Consider the following 17,457-nt stretch of genomic DNA (forward strand, 5'->3'; position numbering starts at 1 on the left):
TCCACCTTTTCCTTTGGACCCTATGATCACCAAACACAAACATCTTCTGTATAATGCGTTGTTTCTGATTGGTTGCGCCGCATTGTTGCTTTTCCTCTGGTATGCGCCTCCTGAAACCACCTCGCACCTGCCCCATGATCAGAACCATGCCCGATTTATGACCATGAAAAAGAAAGAGGCGGAAAAATCGTGCGAAAGTTGCCATGCGCCGGGAAAAGAAGCGCCGCTGCCGGAAAATCATCCGCCTAAATACCGCTGCCTGTTCTGCCATAAACAAAAATAACCCGCTGAGGCGCCATGCCCACCACTCAAGACGTGTATTACGTTTCCGGATCCACCGCCATCCTCGCCGAAGACATGGGCAAGGCCCTGCTGGCCCAGTTTCAGGAAATCCGTTTTCGTGAGGAAAAAATTCCCTTCATCTACACCCCCGACGACGCCCGCAAGGCGCTGGCCCACATTCTCCAGCAATCCGACGGCAGCCGGCCACTGGTTTTCTGCACCATCATGGATCAGGAAACCCGGGACGTCTTCAACTGTCCGGAAGTCAAATTTTTCGATATTTTCCTCAATACCCTGGAACTGCTGGAAAAAGCGCTGGACGCCAAAGCTCTGCGGGAGCCTGGGTATTCCCGCCATTTCACCATCTCCAGGATGGACAAGCGGGTCGACGCCATCCATTTTTCCCTGGAGCACGACGACGGCACCCGACCGGCGGAATACGATGAGGCCGAAATTATTCTGATCGGCGTGTCCCGTTCCGGCAAAACCCCGGTCAGCATCTACCTGGCCACCCACATGGAATTAAAGGCCGCCAACTTTCCCCTGACCGACGACCATCTCAACAAGCACGAACTGCCCAAGGAAATCGTCCGCAATCGCAAACGGGCGGTGGGGCTGACCTGCTCGCCCCTGTACCTGCACACCATTCGCGAAAAACGCTACGCCGGCTCCACCTATGCAAGCCTGGCCAACTGCACCCGCGAACTGCAACAGGCCAAGCAACTCTACATGCAGCACAATCTCAAGGTGCTCAACGTGGAAGGACGCTCCATCGAGGAAATTGCGGTTCAAGCCATCCAGGCCATCGGTCTGGCGCGGAAGAGCCGACCGAACGCGCGCTCGCGCGACGTGTCCGGGCGATCCTGATGAGAGGCCGGCTGACGGCAATCTGACAGCCAGGCCGTGTCCTTGCGCCATCGCCGCAGGGGCGGCTCAGTCGGCATCGGCATGGATGCAACCCCGCCCCGCGCCTCGAAGGGCGGAGTCCGCATTCTTTTCAATCCTGGCCCCTCTTTGTAGGACGGGCCGATTCAACCTTTCCTCGACCAAGCGCTTGTTGCGCAATCCATCTTCCGCAGACTCTTCTTGAAAACACAGGGAAGTTTTGCCGGTTCGCCTGACGCCTCCCGTGACGCAATCAAGCCCAAACCAGCGCATTGTCTCTCTTGCGCTGGCCCGCTTTCCTTTGATCCCCAGATTTTGACGCATTGCTTGCTCTTCGCGGGCAAGTTTCGCGCCGCGTCCTTTCATCATCTGACGACATTGCATCTTTGACGCGAGGCAGCATTCGTGCCGCTGTCTGTCGCTCCCCTCCTTGACCGTTTTCCCCTTTTCTGCTCCGGCGCTTGAAGCCATTCGGGGCTAATTGCAACCTGGCGTTACATATGAAATGTATTGTTTCAGTTCCATGACGCAACAGCTGCAGGTTTGACCGTATAGCTATAAAAAAGACGCTCATAAAGGGCGATAATCAATGTGAAACCATGCTCTGTCGAAAGGGGAAACACATGCAAAGGAGGTGAACGTCATGTCGGTGACATTCTCAGGGTTGGCCAGCGGAATCGACACCGCCTCGATTGTCGAATCCATCATTGAGTTGGAGCGCACCCCCATCACCACGATGGAGGACACCCAGACATATCTGGAAACCAAGCTCGACACCTACACCGAGTTCAACACCTTGCTCGACAGCTTTTACGCCTCGGTCACCGGGTTGAACAATGAAAACGATCTGAACTCGTTTGAGGTGACCAACAACGGATCGGAGTATTTCACCGTCAGCACGACCAGTCTGGCCGACGCCGGGACCTATTCGGTGGAAATCGTCAGCCTCGCTCAGCAGCAAAAGGACGTCAGCAGTAACTATGTTGCCGATACCGACACCACCAGCTTGAGCGGTTCTCTGCAGATTGGAGAGGAGACCCTGGATTATGACGACGTCACTCTGAGCGAGCTGGTGGAGCTGGTCAACGACGGCGACTATGGCGTCACCGCCTCGCTGATCAATGACGGCACGGGCAGCGGATATCGCCTGATGCTGACCGCCGACACCGCCGGCGAGGAATTTGCGATCACCGGCACCGGCAGCATCGAGTTGGACACCGCAACCGACGGACACACGGTTGAAGCAACCAAGGCGCATCTGGTGGTGGACGGGATCGATTATTACAGCGCAAGCAATACGGTGACCACCGCCATCAATGGGGCCACCATCACCTTGTTGGCGGAGAGTGATGACGGCGCCGACAACGTCACGCTTGAATCCGACGCCGAAAGCGTGATTTCCACCCAGGTGCAGGAGCTGGTGGACGCCTACAACGCGGTGAACACCTATATCAGCACCATTTCCGCATCCGATTCCTCTTTAGGCAGCAGCATGAAAATGGTGCAACGCAACCTGCGAAGCTACCTGACCGACAGCACTTTTCTTTCGCTTGGCGTTGCCTCGGATTATGAAACCGGAGAACTGACCTTTGATACAGACGTCTTCAGTGAAGCCTATGACGAAGATGCCGACGCGATCAAGATTGCTTTAGTGGGAGACGACGACAACGAGGGCATTATGAGCAGACTAGACGAATATTTGACGGATCAGCTTGACTCAACCAGCGGATTTTTAGTGACCAAGGAAACCACCATTGAAAAACAGATTTCGGATCTGGATGATCGGATCAGTGCCCTGGAAACCCGACTGGAAAAGCGGCAGGAAATGCTGGAGGCCCAGTTTTCCGCCATGGAAACCCTGATTAGCAGTCTCAATTCGCAGGGCGATTATTTAACCAGCTTTTTTGAGGATTATAATTCGTCCTCCTGACCCGCTGCGATTGGTCAGAAGCAATGTTCACCCATGTTAACGCGGGGCGACGCCAGCGTCGTTGCCCCGCTGTTTGCGTTGCGCTCTCTGTTGCCGCCGCAACGATTGCATCCCCCCCATCTGTTGCCGCTTTGTTTGTAACGTTATTTTGCACAGCTTAACGATCACTTTACAGAACTTCTCGCAGCAGCTTCGTATAATTCTCTCAAGGTAATCGGCTTTTCACGCGCAAGCCTTTGTTTGCGGCCTCTCCCGATTTACCTAACTTTTCCAAGCCTTGACCTTCTCTTAACAGTGCACAGTGAACCTATGGCCGATACAAGAGAGGGCGCTGCGGTCGGCGCTGAACCGCCTCGGCGCGTTGTTTGTCTCTGGGCGTAGTTCTTGAAAAGTCTCTCTAACATAAGCGTAAGCGCAACTCTGGTCCTCCCGCCATGTCCCACCCTTTGCCTCACAAGGAACCCGGCCGTTCCATTATTGTACTCACCGACAACGAACAAGGCGCCAGGCCCCTGGTCGACGCCCTGGTCCGAGAAGATTTTACCGTCCGGCTGCGGGAAAGGCGCCTCGTCTCTTCCGATGGCTACACGCCCAAGGAAGCCGACCTGCTGATCGTTGATTCGGGTAGATTCTCCCTGGAAGAGCTGTCGACCTTTCCGCGTATTCGTTCGGTCTACACCGGCCTGCTGATGCTGCTGATCGACGACATCGACGAGATGCTGCAGGTGCTGCTCTATGAACAGGGGGTGGACGATCTGCTGGTCAAGCCGGTGAATCATCTGTTGATGCTGGCCCGCATCCGCGCCTTGCTGCGGCGCAACGATCAGCGCACCGCCCCGGCCAATCTTCTCTTCAACGGCCTGGAGATCAACAGTGGTCTGCGCCGCGCCGCCTACCTGGGCGAAGAATTGCCTTTTACCTCTCGGGAATTCGATCTGCTCTGGCATTTGGCCAAAAACGCCTGCACCACCCTGGATCGCGACCAACTTTACAAGGCGGTGTTTGGCATCGAGTACAACGGCTATGACCGCTCCATCGACATGTACATCGCCCGCATCCGATCCAAGATGGCCCCGTATCCCAACCTGGCCCCGATGATCAAAACTGTGCGCGGTTCCGGCTATCTGTTTGCCGCCGAACATTGAGCCTTTGTTGCCTCCTGCGTCCCTCCCTCGTCTTCCATTCCTCGCCCAAGGAGCCGTTGATTTCGCCATAGTTTGAACAAACGTCCGTTTTGAAGCGCTGCGGCAACCCTGCTTTTTGGGTTGCCGTTTTTTTTTGCCCGTGTCGGCGCAGGTTTCGACATGCTGTTACACATGCAGACTATTAAGACGAAAATTCAGCGTAACATTAATTAACGTTACGTAATTGCAATAAAAATGGCAGTGCTCTCTGGTCGATAACCATTGCAGAGAGACCCAGGCGCTCACCGTAGCGAGTGCTGGTCTCTTGGCTCAGGTTGTTGCTCTCCAGGACGGAGAGCGTTGCTGCACGGACGCGCTTACGGTCAACGTTTTTCGTTGACCACGTCATTGGAACTGACGCCGAAAATCGGTATCCCGGCACGGGAAGCCGACAGCGGGCATCGTTTCATCGGAGGGGAAATGGGACTTTCCAGCGCGCTCTATACAGCGATCAGCGGTCTGCAAGGCAACTCGCAGGCGATGACCGTCACCGGCAACAACATTGCCAACAGCAACACCACAGGATTCAAAAGCAGTTCAACTGTTTTTTCCGATTTGCTCGCCGCCAACATCGCCAGTTCCAGCGGCAACTCCCAAGTTGGGCGCGGTTCCCAGGTGCAGACGGTGCAGACCAACTACAGCCAGGGCGGATTTGAGTCCACGGACAGCGGCACCGACATCGCCATTGAGGGCAGCGGTTTTTTTATCGTCAGCGATCCGCTCAGCGCCACCAATCTCTATACCCGCAACGGTAATTTCGATTTTGACGACGAAGGCTACCTGGTCACGGCCGACGGCTACCGGGTTCAGGGGTCTTCCTACAACGCCGACGGACTGCTGGCCAGCGGCAATCTCAGCGACATCCAGGTGGATCTGGTTTCTCAGATTGAGGCTAAGCAAACCGAAAACGTCACCCTGCAAACCAATCTCGACTCCAATTCCGACGTCCTGTCCACCTTTTCCATCACCTCGCCTGAAGACACCTCCAACTACGCCACCACCACCACCGTCTACGATTCGCTGGGAACCTCCCATCTGCTCACCTGCTATTTTTCCAAAACCGCCGATCAGGAGTGGGATTGGCATCTGACTGTGGACGGCGACGACGTGGGCGGCACCGCCGGCGTTTTACAGGAAATAGGTTCCGGGACCCTGGAGTTTGACGCCGACGGCAATCTCGTGACCGGCGCTTCCGCCACCATTTCGTCAATCACCTGGGACAACGGTTCGGCAGCGCAAAACCTGACCTATGCCTTTGACACCACCCAGTTTGACAGCGACTCCACCGTGTTTTCCCAGGACCAGGACGGCTATGCCTCGGGCGAGGTCACCGACGTCGACATTGCCGCCGACGGCACGGTGAGCGCCGTCTACTCCAACGGCGAGACCATCCCGGTGGCGATGATTTCGTTGGCCACCTTTATCAACCCCAATGGCCTGGACGCGGCTGGCAGCAGTCTCTATTCGCAGACCGGGGAATCGGGATCGCCGACCATCGGCTATCCCGGCTCATCGCAGGGCACGTTGATCACCCAGGCGCTGGAGCTTTCCAACGTCGATCTGGCCACGGAATTTGTTGATTTGATCACCATTCAGAACGGCTACACCGCCAACTCCCGGGTGATCACCACCACCGACGAAATGCTGCAGGAACTGCTCAATCTTAAACGATAAAACCGGAGCTAGCGGATCATGAACAGAAACAAGGACAACACGCCTCTCAACACCCGCCTCCAAGCTTTGAACACGCTGCTGGTCCGGGAGCGCCAGGCCATTACCCACTTGCGGATGGGCCAACTGGACGACATTCAGCAGGAGAAAACCCAATTGCTCAAAGCGCTGCATCAGCCTGGGCAGGCCGTCGACGACGAAAGCGCGGGCTTGATCAACACCATCAAGGTCAACAACGAACGCAACCGGATGTTGCTGGAATCGGGGTTGCAACTGATCCGCCGTCTGCAAGACAACGTCTTTCGTCGCCTGGCCCTGACCTATGCCGCTCATGGCCGTTCGCTGGCCATCGGCGCCGGCCCCCGTCTGCTGAATAGGAGCGTCTGACCGTGGGTCTGATCACCTCGCTGTATACTGGAGCCAGCGGCATTTTTACCAGCCAGACTGCGGTCCAGATCACCGGCAACAACATTGCCAACGCCGGCACGACCGGATATTCGCGTCAGGTCGCCAACGTCAACAGCACCACGCCGCTCACTCAAGGCGGGTTGACCTACGGCACCGGCAGTTCGGTGGATTCGATTGACCGGGCCAGCGACGGCTTCATCACCAAGCAGTTGGTTGCCCAGAGCGCCACCTACGGCGAGTACGAGGCGGCCAGCACGCCGCTTGCCGATATTGAACAGATTCTTGACATCAGCGATTCGAGCCTTGCCGGCGACATCGACAGTTTTTTCGACGCCTGGGAAGAACTGAGCACCAACCCCTCCGGCACAGCGGAGCGGCAACAGGTGGTCCAGGAGGCGGGCGATCTGGCCCTGCATTTTCAGCAGATCGACCAGCAGTTGGCCGATGTGGTCGACAGCATCAACACCAGCGTCGAGTCAACCATTCCGGATCTCAACGACCAACTGCAACAGATCGCCAACCTCAACCAGTCGATTATGCAGACCGAGCTGGCCGGCGGCGACGCCAACACCCTGCGCGATGAGCGCGATCTGCTGGTGCAGCAGGTGAGCGAAACCTGTGGCGCCGCCAGCTACAACGACGACAATGGCATGGTCTGTCTGCAGCTGCAAAATGGCCTGCCGTTGGTTACCGGCAATGTGGCGTCCTCGTTTTCCACAAGCAAGGTCGACGGCCTGACCCAGATCAGTCTCACCAGCGGCGCCACCACGTTTGCCCTTGATCACGAGGATTTCGGCGGCGAACTCAAGGGGTGGCTTGAGGTCCGGGACGTTACGATCCCTGAATTTCAGAGCGACATCGACCGGTTGGCGTACACCATCGCCACCGACGTCAACAGCCTGATTGCAACCAGCAGCGGCATTGATCAGAACGGCGATCCTGCGGGAGATTTGTTCACCCTGACGGCTCCAACCGACCCCCTGGCCGACGCCTGGGACGGTGCGGCCGCCTCCATCGCGGTCGATTTCGACGATCCGGCCCTGATCGCCGCCGGCGTCACAGGAACCACCGCCGACAACAGCTTGAGCATTGACATGGCGGCCCTGCGCGAGACCACCAGCATCGACGGCGCAACCTACAGCGAAGAATACGCCCGCATCGCCGCCAACGCCGGTTTGATGGTGAGCAGCAATGAACAGCGGCTGAGCGCCAGCTCCGACCTGATGGATGAACTCAGCGCTAAACGCGATTCGGTTTCCGGCGTGTCCACCGACCAGGAGATGGTGCTGCTGATCCAGTACCAGTCCGGGTATGAAGCCGCCTCCAACTATATTTCCGTGGTCAAGGAAATGCTCGACACCCTGCTGCAAATGTGAGGTTTGCCATGATAATCACCAGAAACGCCACCACCTATCGCTCCCTGCAAGCCAATCTGAGCACGACGTCGACAACCCTGAATCAGTTGTACATCAAATCTTCGACCGGCGAGGAGGTGGCTAAGGCCTCGGACAATCCCTCGGCGGTGGGTTCCATCGTCAGTTGCCGCTCGGATTTGGTTAAGGGCGAGCGCTATGTCGAAAACTGCAAACATGTGCAGGACAACCTTTCCACCTCGGAGATCTACCTCAATTCTGTGGAGGAATTGATGACCAGGGCCAAGGAGATTGCAGTGGCCGGGGCCAACGACAGCTTGTCGGCATCGGACAAGGCCACCTATGCCGACGAGGTCAGTCAGTTGCAGGACGAACTGCTTGATTTGGCCAACACCCAGGTCGCCGGCAAATACCTGTTTGCCGGCTACAACGATCAAACCCTGCCTTTTTCAGGCACTCCGGTTGTCTACAACGGCACCAGCGATCATCAGATGATTGAGATTAGCCCGGGCGCCACTGTCGCCAAAAACATCGCCGGCGAAGAACTGTTCATGAGTCCGGTCAACCTGTTTACCGCCTTGGAGGACCTCCAAACCGCCCTGGCCAGCGGCGACAGCGCCAATGTTTCCGCTCAGCTGACCCCTTTGGAGGATGCGGCCGATCAGGTTCGGACCCAGCAGAGTTCGCTGGGCAACACCAGCGCCCGCATGGACGACATGGTCAGCATGCACGAAAATGCGCTGCTGCAGGTGGAATCCACCCTTTCCCGACACCAGGATGCGGATCTTACAGAGGTGCTGTCCGAGATCGCCAAAATGGAGCTGTCGCTGGAGGCCACCATGCAGGTTACCGCTAGGGTGTCGTCTTTGAGCCTGATGGATTATCTGTAACTACTTTTGAATTGGTGGAAAACACCGTATCTTTCAATCCCGGCAAGGGGCCGGTCGCGCAGGTCGCGACGACTGATTGACCGCCTCAATGCCGTCTGCCGTCGTGCTCGCTGCCGCTTCAGGCGGGGGCAATTTTGTTGTTTTTCTTCGATTCCTTCCCATTGTGTCATACTTGGCGCGTCTTCTTTTGTCGCTGTGGTTCATAATCGGCGGCCATTCTTCCTTTTTGCATATTTTTAAACATATTTGTAAATTATATTTAAAAAAAATTACAACACTGCGCCGTGACTGATGTGGCTTGTGCCGGGAAATGGCGTTTGTTTATATATGTGTATGAAATAATGAGTTTTTAATTTTAACTCTAAAATGGCGCCGCCATTGCTTTTGTCAAAGCATGCTACATACCATCCCTGCACCATGGGTTGCATGCAGAACAACAACAGCAAACAGGGGGAGACGAAAAAGCAAAAACGGTTCAGGGATGTTTGCCGGTTGCGGGAGACCAGGGGGTAACCCGGACAGGCATTGCCAGCGATGCTGGGAAATTTTGTGAAATCGGGAGCGGAACCAATGGGGCAATGGTTGTCCCGCAGCGCCTGCTTCTGGTTTCATCGACAAGTGTATCGGGTTGTGCCGATAAAAGTTTCAACCATTATGGCAGGGCGGAGACGCTGAACAGTTGCCAAAAAAGGAGTGACCTATGAAATTTGTCAGTGCGATAATCAAACCCTTCAAGTTGAACGAGGTGCGGGAAAGTCTGACCGCGCTCGGCGTGAAAGGCGTCACCGTGACCGAAGTGAAAGGCTTCGGGCGTCAGAAAGGGCATACCGAGATGTACCGGGGAGCCGAGTATGTGATCGAATTTTTGCCGAAATTGAAAATCGAGGTGGCCATTGACGACAGCCAGCTTGAGCAGGTGGTTGAGGGCATCAAAAAGGCCGCAAATACCGGCAAAATCGGCGACGGCAAGATCTTTGTCTTTGATCTGGAACATGTAATGCGCATCAGAACCGGCGAAACCGGTCCGGAAGCACTGTGATTCAAAAGGAGCCATCCATGAAAAAATCTACTGTTTTGTTCTCGTTGACGCTGGCCGCTTTGGCTGTCGGTTGTGCAGTGCCCGCTTTTGCCGATGCGGCCGCCCCGGTGCCGGACAAGGGCGACACCGCCTGGATGATCGTTTCCACTCTGCTGGTCACCCTGATGACCATTCCCGGTCTGGCCCTGTTTTACGGCGGTCTGGTGCGCAGCAAAAACATGCTGTCGGTGCTGATGCAGGTGTTCACCGTCTTTTCGATGTGCGTTGTGCTCTGGGTTCTCTACGGCTACTCGGTGGCCTTCACCGAAGGCAACGCCTTCTTCGGCGGATTCAGCAAGATTCTGCTCAAGGGCGTTGGCGTTGACGCCGTGGCTGCCACCTTCAGCAAGGGCGTGGTGATTCCGGAATTGATTTACGCCTTTTTCCAGGCCACCTTTGCCGCCATTACCCCGGCGTTGATCATCGGCGCCTTTGCCGAGCGCATGAAATTTTCCGCAGTGCTGGCCTTTATCGCCTTGTGGTTCACCTTTGCCTACCTGCCCATTGCCCACATGGTGTGGTATTGGGCCGGTCCTGACGCCTACACCGACGCCGACGCCGCCCTCAAGGCAGGCGCAACCGCCGGCTTTCTGTTCCAGAAGGGCGCCATCGACTTTGCCGGCGGCACCGTTGTCCACATCAACGCAGCCATCGCCGGTTTGATCGGAGCCTTCATGGTAGGCAAGCGCGTTGGTTACGGCAAGGAATCCATGGCTCCGCACAGCCTGACCATGACCATGATCGGCGCCTGTTTGCTGTGGGTGGGTTGGTTTGGATTTAACGCCGGCTCCAATCTGGAAGCAACCGGCCTGGCGGCCCTGGCTTTTGGCAACACCATGCTGGCCACTGCGGCTGCAGCCCTCTCCTGGACCTTTACCGAGTGGATGCTCAAGGGCAAACCCTCAATGCTGGGCGCAGCTTCCGGCGCGGTTGCCGGACTGGTCGCCGTCACTCCTGCCTGCGGTTGGGTTGGCATCGGCGGCGCCTTGGTGATTGGTTTGCTGGCCGGCATCGTCTGCCTCTGGGGCGTGAATGGTCTGAAGCGGATGCTGGGCGCTGACGATGCTCTGGACGTCTTTGGCGTCCACGGCGTAGGCGGCATGCTGGGCGCAGTGCTGACTGGCATCTTCGCTGATCCGGCTCTGGGCGGCGTGGGCGTGTACGATTACGTTGCCAACAAGGTGGCCGATTATTCCATCGCCACCCAGGTGACCAGCCAGTTGTGGGCCATTGGCACAACCGTTGTGTGGTCCGGCGTTGTCTCCTTCCTGGCCTACAAGCTGGTCGACATGACCATCGGCCTGCGGGTGACCGAAGAAGAAGAGCGCGAAGGTCTGGACACCATCAGCCACGGCGAGTCTGCCTATCACCACTGAGCGCTTCGGCCTCAACAACCAGCAAAAGAGCGGGCGTCCCTTGTGGGGCGTCCGCTCTTTTTTTATATGAGCCGCCTTTGCCCTGCACCCTGGCTTCCGGCGCCGCGCAGAAAAATTCCCTGCAACAAGTTTTGCAATAACCGGGCAATTGGTTTATCATTGCCGCGAAAAAAATGGCTCCAAACAGTTTGCCAGTTCCTCTGGCAGCACTCTTACCCGCAGGTGAACAATGGTTAATAAAGTAATTATAATCGGCAATTTGGGCGCTGATCCCGAGCTTCGCTACACTCAGAGCGGCGCTCCGGTGGCAACCTTTCGCGTGGCTACCACTGAGCGTTGGAAGGGGCAGGACGGTCAGATGCAGGAGCAGACGGAATGGCACAGCATTGTTGCCTGGAAGCGATTGGCCGAAATCTGCGGCGAGTATCTGTCCAAAGGCTCCAAGGTCTACGTTGAAGGGTCTCTGAAAACCAGGAAGTGGCAGGATAAGAGCGGAAACGACCGGTACACCACCGAGATCATCGCCCGCGAGATGAAGATGCTTTCGCCGCGAGCCGGCGGCGGCGGAGGAGGAGGCGAGTACGGCGGAGCGGGCCAGGGGTACGGAGCCGATTCCTTCCCCGAGCCCCCGCCCATGGGAGACGACGTTCCCTTTTAATCTGCGGCCTTGTCGTGTCGGTACGCAAACAGCCCGTACAGATCATTGATCTGTACGGGCTGTTTTTTTTATGGCGCCGCCTGCCGACAAAAACGCTGCAGGGCAGGGGGCGCGCCGGTCAACGCTTGAGAAGGGCGGCTTATCGTCGCTTGTCGTGGTGATAGATGGCCTCGCGCTGGGCGGCAAGCGTTTCGTCAGCCAGGTAGTCATCAAAGTTGATCATCTTGTCGATCACGCCCTTGTGGCCGATTTCAATAATCCGGTTGGCCACCGTGGTCACGCATTCGTGGTCGTGGGAGGCAAAAAGAATCACTTCGGGAAAGGCGATCAACCCGTTGTTGAGCGAGGTGATCGACTCCAGGTCCAGGTGGTTGGTGGGTTCGTCCAGGATCAGCACATTGGCCCCGGCCAGCATCATCCGGGCCAGCATGCAGCGCACCTTTTCTCCGCCGGACAGCACATGGGTCTTTTTCAGGGCCTCGTCGCCGGAAAACAGCATCCGTCCGAGAAAACCGCGTGAGTAGTTTTCGCCCTCGGTCACAGGGATAAACTGGCTGAACCACTCGATCAGGGTCAGGTTGTTGCCGAAAAAGGCGCTGTTTTCCTTAGGGAAATACGAATTGGTGATGGTCTGGCCCCAGCGGAACGTGCCGGAATCGGGTTCCAGTTCGCCGGTTAGAATTTGAAACAGGGTGGTCTTGGCCAGGCTGTAGGGGCCGGCAAAGGCGATTTTTTCGCCTTTGTTGACCGAAAAAGTGAGGTTTTTCAGCACTTCGACGCCTTCGACGGTCTTGCAGAGGTTGTCGACTTCCAGGATGACGTTGCCGCAGGGCCGTTCCGGCTTGAACGAGATAAAAGGGTATTTGCGCGAAGAAACCGGCATGTCCTCGATGTTGATCTTGTCCAGCAGTTTCTTGCGCGAAGTGGCCTGTTTGGCCTTGGAGGCGTTGGAGGAGAAGCGCTGGATGAATTCCTTGAGTTCCGCGACCTTGGCGGACGTCTTTTTGTTCTCGTTTTGTTTTTGCTGCAGGGTCAGCTGGCTGGCCTGGTACCAGAAATCGTAGTTGCCGACAAAGACCCGGATCTGGCCAAAGTCGATGTCCGCCATGTGGGTGCAGACCTGATTGAGGAAGTGCCGATCATGGGAGACGATGATAATGGTGTTGGTAAAGCGGATGAGGAATTCTTCCAGCCAGGCGATGGATTTAACGTCCAGGTTGTTGGTCGGCTCGTCCAGCAGAAGGATGTCCGGGGTGCCGAACAGGGCCTGGGCCAAGAGCACCCGCACCTTGTCGCCACCGTCCAGTTCCTTCATGCGCAAATGGCCCATCTCCTCGGCAATGCCCAGGCCGCTGAGCAGCACCGAGGCCTCGGATTCCGCCTCGTAGCCGTTCATCTCACCGAATTCCACTTCCAGGTCGCCGCAGCGCATGCCGTCAGCCTCGGAAAGTTCCGGTTTTGCATACAGGGCTTCGCGCTCCATCTTGACTTCGTAGAGTCGTCGGTGCCCCATGATGACCGTATCGAGCACGGTTTCTTCGTCATAGGCAAACTGGTTCTGCTGGAGTACGGCGATCCGTTCCTTGGGATCGATGGAGACCTCGCCTTTGTCGGCGTCCATTTGTCCGGCAAGAATCTTGAGAAAGGTCGATTTGCCCGCGCCGTTGGCGCCGATGAGGCCGTAGCAGTTGCCGTGGGTGAACTTAATGTTGACGTCTTTAAAAATGACACGCTTGCCATAGGAAAGCGCAATATTGGTTGCTTGGAGCATGCTGTGACTTCCTGTGAAAAGAGAGACGGTCACGAAAATTTTATCGTGACTTGACCGGGATACGCCGGGGATTGCCGATCAAAATGAGCGGCGATAATAAAAGAAAAGGGAACCTACCCTGAAACGGGTAAAAAATGAAGCGGAAAAACAGATTTCAGCGTTTTCCCGGCAGTGTCGGCGCAACCCGTTTAAGGTCCGGCTGCTTGCCTCAAAGAGCTTCTTTTGCGACTTTCTTTTGTTTGTACATGCTGTTGACCGAGTAGACAAAGGCCAGCACCTCGGCAATGGTCTGGTACAAATCAGCAGGTATTTCTTCGCCGATCGGAATCTTGGCGAGCATTTCCACCAAATCCTTGTCTTCTTTGATGTGCACCCCGGCTTCTCTTGCCGTGGCGATAATTTTTTCGGCGATTAAATGGGACCCGCTGGCCACGACTTTCGGCGCGGCGGATTTGTTTTGATCGTAGAGCAGGGCGACTGCTTTTTTAGCTCTGGGTTGTTCCGTGGTCATACAGTGCGCGCTCGATGTGTTTCAGGCCCTGGCGTCGATCATGCCGGTCACGCCGTGGACCAGTTTTTCCAACAAGACCTTGGTCGGATCCTTGGCGCCGGTCAGAAACTGGACGGATTCCAGGTTTCCGGCAGTCAGCCATTGTTTGAGTTCATCACGAAATCCAGCCATATAGTGGGCTCGCTCCGTATCCTCAGTCAAAAACCGGACGGCTATCCGGTCGTTGTCTTGGCGAATGTCGATTTCCATGTTGCCGAGTCCTTCTAGTTGCAGGTGCAGGGCAACGTTTGGCGCGGTTTTTGACCGGTTGCCGTCGTTATTTTGCTCCTGATCCTTGGTTTGATCGGCGTCGACGAGCAGATACCCTTGTTGGAGAAAGGAAAAGGGCAGCGGTTGAAAGAGAACGGCATCTCCAGACAGTCGTATTTGAAGCAACTGGTAGAGTTCGATGGTTTTGGTTAACTGGTCGGCTTGGGTCGTGCTTTTCTCGGTTGCCGCCGCCTGTTGCGACAATTCCAACAACGCGAATTTCAGGGTTTGGACCGCTTCTTCCCGGTTGTTGGACGCCAGGAGGCGCTCCAGGTTCATGCCCAGTCGATTGAAGATGGTTTCGAGTTGTGGGCCGCTGGGCTGGTTGGCCGATTCGGGGCTGCTTGCGCCCGGCACTTGACCCAAAAACGCGAGCAGTTGCCGCAGGGGATGGGTGGCCGGCAGGGGGGCGTTGTCCTGAATCGTCGTTGTTAATTGTTGGAAAAGTGTCTGCAAGAGCGCCGCGTTTGGGACGGCCTCTTCTGATTGGCCCAGGAGACGAGCGGTTGCTCCGGAAAGCGCTGTATGAGCAATGGCTTCCTGATCGGCTGCAGGTGCAAAAACGGCGGCGAGTTGTGACGCTTGTGCCGCTAGTTGAGGCGAGAGTGCTGGAGATGCGGCCAACTGTTTGAGCAGGCTGCCAATTTCGTTGTTGACCCCCGCAGGCGAACTGGCGTTGTTCGCAGCGCTCGCAGCCATTGTTGCTTTGTCGAGAAGTTGCGCGATCAAAGGAAGCGTCGTCGCAGAGCCGCTTCCGGGAGTTTTGGCAAGGGTGTCGCCAAACAATTGAAGCGTTTCTTGGGCCGTGGCGCTGATGTGCGGCAGTTGTTGCGCTTCAGTCGCTAGGTTAAGGATCTCTGGAAGTATCGCCGCCTGCTGGCCAAGCAGATGGACTGAGGCGTTGATCCGTTGATTGACCGAATTGGGGGCGGCAATCTGCAATTCGATGCGTGGAGCGAGTGACGCGACCTGTAGGTCAAGTTTTTGTCCCACCTGCAATTGCGCGTTTGATTCGGCTGCCACCTGCAATCCGCCAATATCAATGGTGAATTGCTGCGGTCCATTGTGTGCGCTGACGACCCCTTGGAGCAGTTGCCCCTGCGCGAAGGGCAGGCGCTGGTGCTGGCTGCCGCTTTTAGGGTCGGTGGGCGCAAGGGGTTGTATCTCGGTAATAAGGGTCAACGGCTCCACAGTTTCTCCCGATTTGATGTGCTGTGCTTGACGCCTGCTTGATGAACGGACAACGGAACAATGTGAACGCTGGAAGTTTGGATTTAGATTTGATTATGATGGATCGGTATTCTATAGTGATAAAAGAAATGTTTTGCGACTCCCCTTGGGCAGATTTGGCGCCGTGAAGCAAGCTGCAGATTTTTAAATCTTAAATGAATGAAACAGTCATGACGAATTCACTGCGTAAACGTGTTCTGGTTACGGGCGGCGCCGGTTTTTTGGGGTCGCATTTATGTGAATATCTTTTACATCAAGGGAGCGACGTGCTCTGTGTGGACAATTATTTCACCGGCGCAAAAGACAATATCCTCCATCTGCTCAGTGATCCACATTTTGAATTGATTCGGCATGACATTACGTTTCCTTTGTATGTCGAAGTCGATGAAATCTACAATTTAGCCTGTCCGGCCTCTCCAATTCATTATCAATTTGACCCTGTGCAAACAACCAAAACCAGTGTGCACGGAGCCATCAATATGCTTGGGTTGGCAAAACGAGTTAAAGCTAAAATCTTACAGGCGTCAACCAGTGAAGTGTACGGCGACCCTGAACTGCACCCGCAACCGGAAGGCTATTGGGGGCATGTCAATCCAATCGGACCACGGTCCTGTTACGACGAAGGCAAGCGTTGCGCGGAAACTTTGTTTTATGATTACTACCGCCAGCATGGGTTGCGCATCAAAGTCGCGCGGATTTTTAACACCTTTGGTCCCCGCATGCACCCCAACGACGGACGAGTGGTGTCTAATTTTATTGTTCAGGCGCTCAAGGGGGCTCCCATCACGTTGTATGGCGATGGCAGTCAAACCAGATCGTTTTGTTATGTGTCTGAATTGATAGATGGATTCGTTCGATTGATGGAGAGCCCGGATGATTTTGTTGGCCCGGTCAATCTCGGCAATCCAGGTGAATTTACTATCCGTCAACTGGCGGAAAAAGTCATTGAATTAACCGGCTCTGGGTCTTCTTTGGTGCTTCAGCCGTTGCCAACCGACGACCCCCGTCAGCGTTGTCCCGACATCACTTTGGCCAAGGAAAAACTTGGTTGGGAGCCGACCGTTTCACTTGAAGAAGGGTTGCTGCAAACTATTGCCTATTTCAAGCAACGTGTTTGAGCGGCAATAAAAAAGGCGGGGAGCGTCAAGTAATGGCGTTGCCTCAACATTGGGCGCAGAGGCTCAAAATGTTTGCACGTTTTCCCGGAGTTGTCGGCGTTGCTCTTGGAAACAGCAGGAAATTATTTGATCTCTGGTCTTGGTTGGAATGACTTCGAAATGAAAGGCTACTTGGTAGCGATTTTTGCGTATCCTGTAGCACTGCACCACGTCTGCCAAACATACAATAGGGACTTCTTCATCAGGTATCGTTATCACGAGTTGGATATGATGGTTGCTGGCAGGCTTCTCGGCAAATACGGCTAAGACTCCGCTGCCGCTGAGGTCGATGGTGGTGCCAACCATTTTCCAGGTTCGATGAGTCACCTCTTTGGCGCCGGCGATATAACTCGCTTCAATGGGGGTATTGATCGACACTCGGAAGTAATCGCGCAGCGATTCCGGCGCCACAGGCTCCCTTGCCGTGAAGCGTAAGCGTCGATCTCCCACGACGCCGTCAAGTCGGGCAATGATATTTATCGTTTTTCCGTTGTGGTCGATTGCCAAATTGCAGTCGGCGCCGATTTTCAGATCCTCGGCAGTCCATGAATTGGGAGGGAAAACAAGCTCAAAGGCAGGAGACTCTTTTTTCGTCACCAAGGCCTTGCAGCGAAGATTCTCTTCCTGGTTCCCGGGGATATCGACAACTGTGGAAGCGTTGTCGCCGATCACCTCTAGTATGTTATCGATTCTCGCCACTTGACCGTCGCATTTTTATTTTAAAAAACAATGTGTTGATCGATT

The 17,457-nt window shown here is 55.5% G+C and carries 17 protein-coding genes; 12 read left to right on the forward strand and 5 right to left on the reverse strand.

Annotated elements, in window-relative coordinates; genetic code table 11:
- Positions 1–22 precede the first annotated feature (22 nt).
- Positions 23–283 carry a hypothetical protein gene (locus tag RCH93_RS01605; RefSeq protein ID WP_306546440.1) on the forward strand — a complete coding sequence of 87 codons (261 nt, stop codon included), beginning with the start codon at positions 23–25 and terminating at the stop codon, positions 281–283.
- Between the two features lie 14 nt (positions 284–297).
- Positions 298–1,149 carry a pyruvate, phosphate dikinase/phosphoenolpyruvate synthase regulator gene (ppsR, locus tag RCH93_RS01610; RefSeq protein ID WP_306546442.1) on the forward strand — a complete coding sequence of 284 codons (852 nt, stop codon included), beginning with the start codon at positions 298–300 and terminating at the stop codon, positions 1,147–1,149.
- 66 nt (positions 1,150–1,215) lie between these two features.
- Here ppsR and RCH93_RS01615 read toward each other — a convergent pair whose 3' ends face one another.
- Positions 1,216–1,536 (reverse strand): hypothetical protein, encoded by a 321-nt coding sequence (locus tag RCH93_RS01615; RefSeq protein ID WP_306546443.1) that lies wholly within the window; start codon positions 1,534–1,536, stop codon positions 1,216–1,218.
- 274 nt (positions 1,537–1,810) lie between these two features.
- Here RCH93_RS01615 and fliD point away from each other — a divergent pair, with 274 nt between their 5' ends.
- The 9 genes from fliD (at position 1,811) to RCH93_RS01660 (ending at position 11,735) form a co-directional block, all read left to right on the forward strand.
- Positions 1,811–3,097, forward strand: a complete 1,287-nt coding sequence (gene fliD / locus RCH93_RS01620) for a flagellar filament capping protein FliD (RefSeq protein ID WP_306546445.1) — start codon at positions 1,811–1,813, stop codon at positions 3,095–3,097.
- 434 nt (positions 3,098–3,531) lie between these two features.
- Positions 3,532–4,242, forward strand: a complete 711-nt coding sequence (locus tag RCH93_RS01625; RefSeq protein ID WP_306546446.1) for a response regulator transcription factor — start codon at positions 3,532–3,534, stop codon at positions 4,240–4,242.
- A 375-nt stretch (positions 4,243–4,617) separates the two neighbouring features.
- A complete protein-coding gene (locus RCH93_RS01630; protein WP_306546448.1) occupies positions 4,618–5,955 on the forward strand; it encodes a flagellar hook protein FlgE in 1,338 nt (445 codons plus the stop codon).
- Positions 5,956–5,973: 18 nt separating this feature from the next.
- Positions 5,974–6,339, forward strand: coding sequence for a hypothetical protein (locus tag RCH93_RS01635; protein ID WP_306546450.1), 366 nt, complete (start codon positions 5,974–5,976; stop codon positions 6,337–6,339).
- A gap of 2 nt (positions 6,340–6,341) precedes the next feature.
- A complete protein-coding gene (gene flgK / locus RCH93_RS01640) occupies positions 6,342–7,736 on the forward strand; it encodes a flagellar hook-associated protein FlgK (protein WP_306546452.1) in 1,395 nt (464 codons plus the stop codon).
- A gap of 8 nt (positions 7,737–7,744) precedes the next feature.
- On the forward strand, positions 7,745–8,623 hold the full coding sequence (gene flgL, locus RCH93_RS01645; protein ID WP_306546454.1) for a flagellar hook-associated protein FlgL: 879 nt from the start codon (positions 7,745–7,747) through the stop codon (positions 8,621–8,623).
- Between the two features lie 700 nt (positions 8,624–9,323).
- A complete protein-coding gene (locus tag RCH93_RS01650; protein WP_306546456.1) occupies positions 9,324–9,662 on the forward strand; it encodes a P-II family nitrogen regulator in 339 nt (112 codons plus the stop codon).
- A 17-nt stretch (positions 9,663–9,679) separates the two neighbouring features.
- Positions 9,680–11,077 (forward strand): ammonium transporter, encoded by a 1,398-nt coding sequence (locus RCH93_RS01655; protein WP_306546458.1) that lies wholly within the window; start codon positions 9,680–9,682, stop codon positions 11,075–11,077.
- A gap of 229 nt (positions 11,078–11,306) precedes the next feature.
- Positions 11,307–11,735 carry a single-stranded DNA-binding protein gene (locus RCH93_RS01660; RefSeq protein WP_306546459.1) on the forward strand — a complete coding sequence of 143 codons (429 nt, stop codon included), beginning with the start codon at positions 11,307–11,309 and terminating at the stop codon, positions 11,733–11,735.
- A 139-nt stretch (positions 11,736–11,874) separates the two neighbouring features.
- Here RCH93_RS01660 and RCH93_RS01665 read toward each other — a convergent pair whose 3' ends face one another.
- The 3 genes from RCH93_RS01665 to RCH93_RS01675 all read right to left on the reverse strand — a co-directional run bounded on the left by RCH93_RS01665 (position 11,875) and on the right by RCH93_RS01675 (position 15,517).
- Positions 11,875–13,506 carry an ABC-F family ATP-binding cassette domain-containing protein gene (locus RCH93_RS01665; protein ID WP_306546460.1) on the reverse strand — a complete coding sequence of 544 codons (1,632 nt, stop codon included), beginning with the start codon at positions 13,504–13,506 and terminating at the stop codon, positions 11,875–11,877.
- A gap of 208 nt (positions 13,507–13,714) precedes the next feature.
- Positions 13,715–14,017, reverse strand: a complete 303-nt coding sequence (locus RCH93_RS01670; protein WP_306546462.1) for an EscU/YscU/HrcU family type III secretion system export apparatus switch protein — start codon at positions 14,015–14,017, stop codon at positions 13,715–13,717.
- Positions 14,018–14,038: 21 nt separating this feature from the next.
- Positions 14,039–15,517 carry a flagellar hook-length control protein FliK gene (locus RCH93_RS01675; RefSeq protein ID WP_306546464.1) on the reverse strand — a complete coding sequence of 493 codons (1,479 nt, stop codon included), beginning with the start codon at positions 15,515–15,517 and terminating at the stop codon, positions 14,039–14,041.
- Positions 15,518–15,726: 209 nt separating this feature from the next.
- On the opposite strand from RCH93_RS01675, the gene RCH93_RS01680 reads away from it, so the two are divergent.
- Positions 15,727–16,674 (forward strand): UDP-glucuronic acid decarboxylase family protein, encoded by a 948-nt coding sequence (locus RCH93_RS01680; RefSeq protein WP_306546466.1) that lies wholly within the window; start codon positions 15,727–15,729, stop codon positions 16,672–16,674.
- Between the two features lie 63 nt (positions 16,675–16,737).
- Here RCH93_RS01680 and RCH93_RS01685 read toward each other — a convergent pair whose 3' ends face one another.
- Positions 16,738–17,412: a flagellar brake protein gene (locus tag RCH93_RS01685; protein WP_306546468.1), complete on the reverse strand. Its 675-nt coding sequence runs from the start codon at positions 17,410–17,412 to the stop codon at positions 16,738–16,740.
- Between the last annotated feature and the right edge of the window lie 45 nt (positions 17,413–17,457).

The organism is Desulfobulbus sp. (genome assembly GCF_030824455.1).
Classification (GTDB): Bacteria; Desulfobacterota; Desulfobulbia; order Desulfobulbales; family Desulfobulbaceae; genus Desulfobulbus.

Coding starts and splice junctions, on each gene's coding strand:
- RCH93_RS01605 (WP_306546440.1), top strand. CDS start 23: ATGATCACCAAACACAAACATCTTCTGTATAATGCGTTGTTTCTGATT.
- ppsR (WP_306546442.1), top strand. CDS start 298: ATGCCCACCACTCAAGACGTGTATTACGTTTCCGGATCCACCGCCATC.
- RCH93_RS01615 (WP_306546443.1), bottom strand. CDS start 1,536: ATGATGAAAGGACGCGGCGCGAAACTTGCCCGCGAAGAGCAAGCAATG.
- fliD (WP_306546445.1), top strand. CDS start 1,811: ATGTCGGTGACATTCTCAGGGTTGGCCAGCGGAATCGACACCGCCTCG.
- RCH93_RS01625 (WP_306546446.1), top strand. CDS start 3,532: ATGTCCCACCCTTTGCCTCACAAGGAACCCGGCCGTTCCATTATTGTA.
- RCH93_RS01635 (WP_306546450.1), top strand. CDS start 5,974: ATGAACAGAAACAAGGACAACACGCCTCTCAACACCCGCCTCCAAGCT.
- flgL (WP_306546454.1), top strand. CDS start 7,745: ATGATAATCACCAGAAACGCCACCACCTATCGCTCCCTGCAAGCCAAT.
- RCH93_RS01650 (WP_306546456.1), top strand. CDS start 9,324: ATGAAATTTGTCAGTGCGATAATCAAACCCTTCAAGTTGAACGAGGTG.
- RCH93_RS01655 (WP_306546458.1), top strand. CDS start 9,680: ATGAAAAAATCTACTGTTTTGTTCTCGTTGACGCTGGCCGCTTTGGCT.
- RCH93_RS01660 (WP_306546459.1), top strand. CDS start 11,307: ATGGTTAATAAAGTAATTATAATCGGCAATTTGGGCGCTGATCCCGAG.
- RCH93_RS01665 (WP_306546460.1), bottom strand. CDS start 13,506: ATGCTCCAAGCAACCAATATTGCGCTTTCCTATGGCAAGCGTGTCATT.
- RCH93_RS01670 (WP_306546462.1), bottom strand. CDS start 14,017: ATGACCACGGAACAACCCAGAGCTAAAAAAGCAGTCGCCCTGCTCTAC.
- RCH93_RS01680 (WP_306546466.1), top strand. CDS start 15,727: ATGACGAATTCACTGCGTAAACGTGTTCTGGTTACGGGCGGCGCCGGT.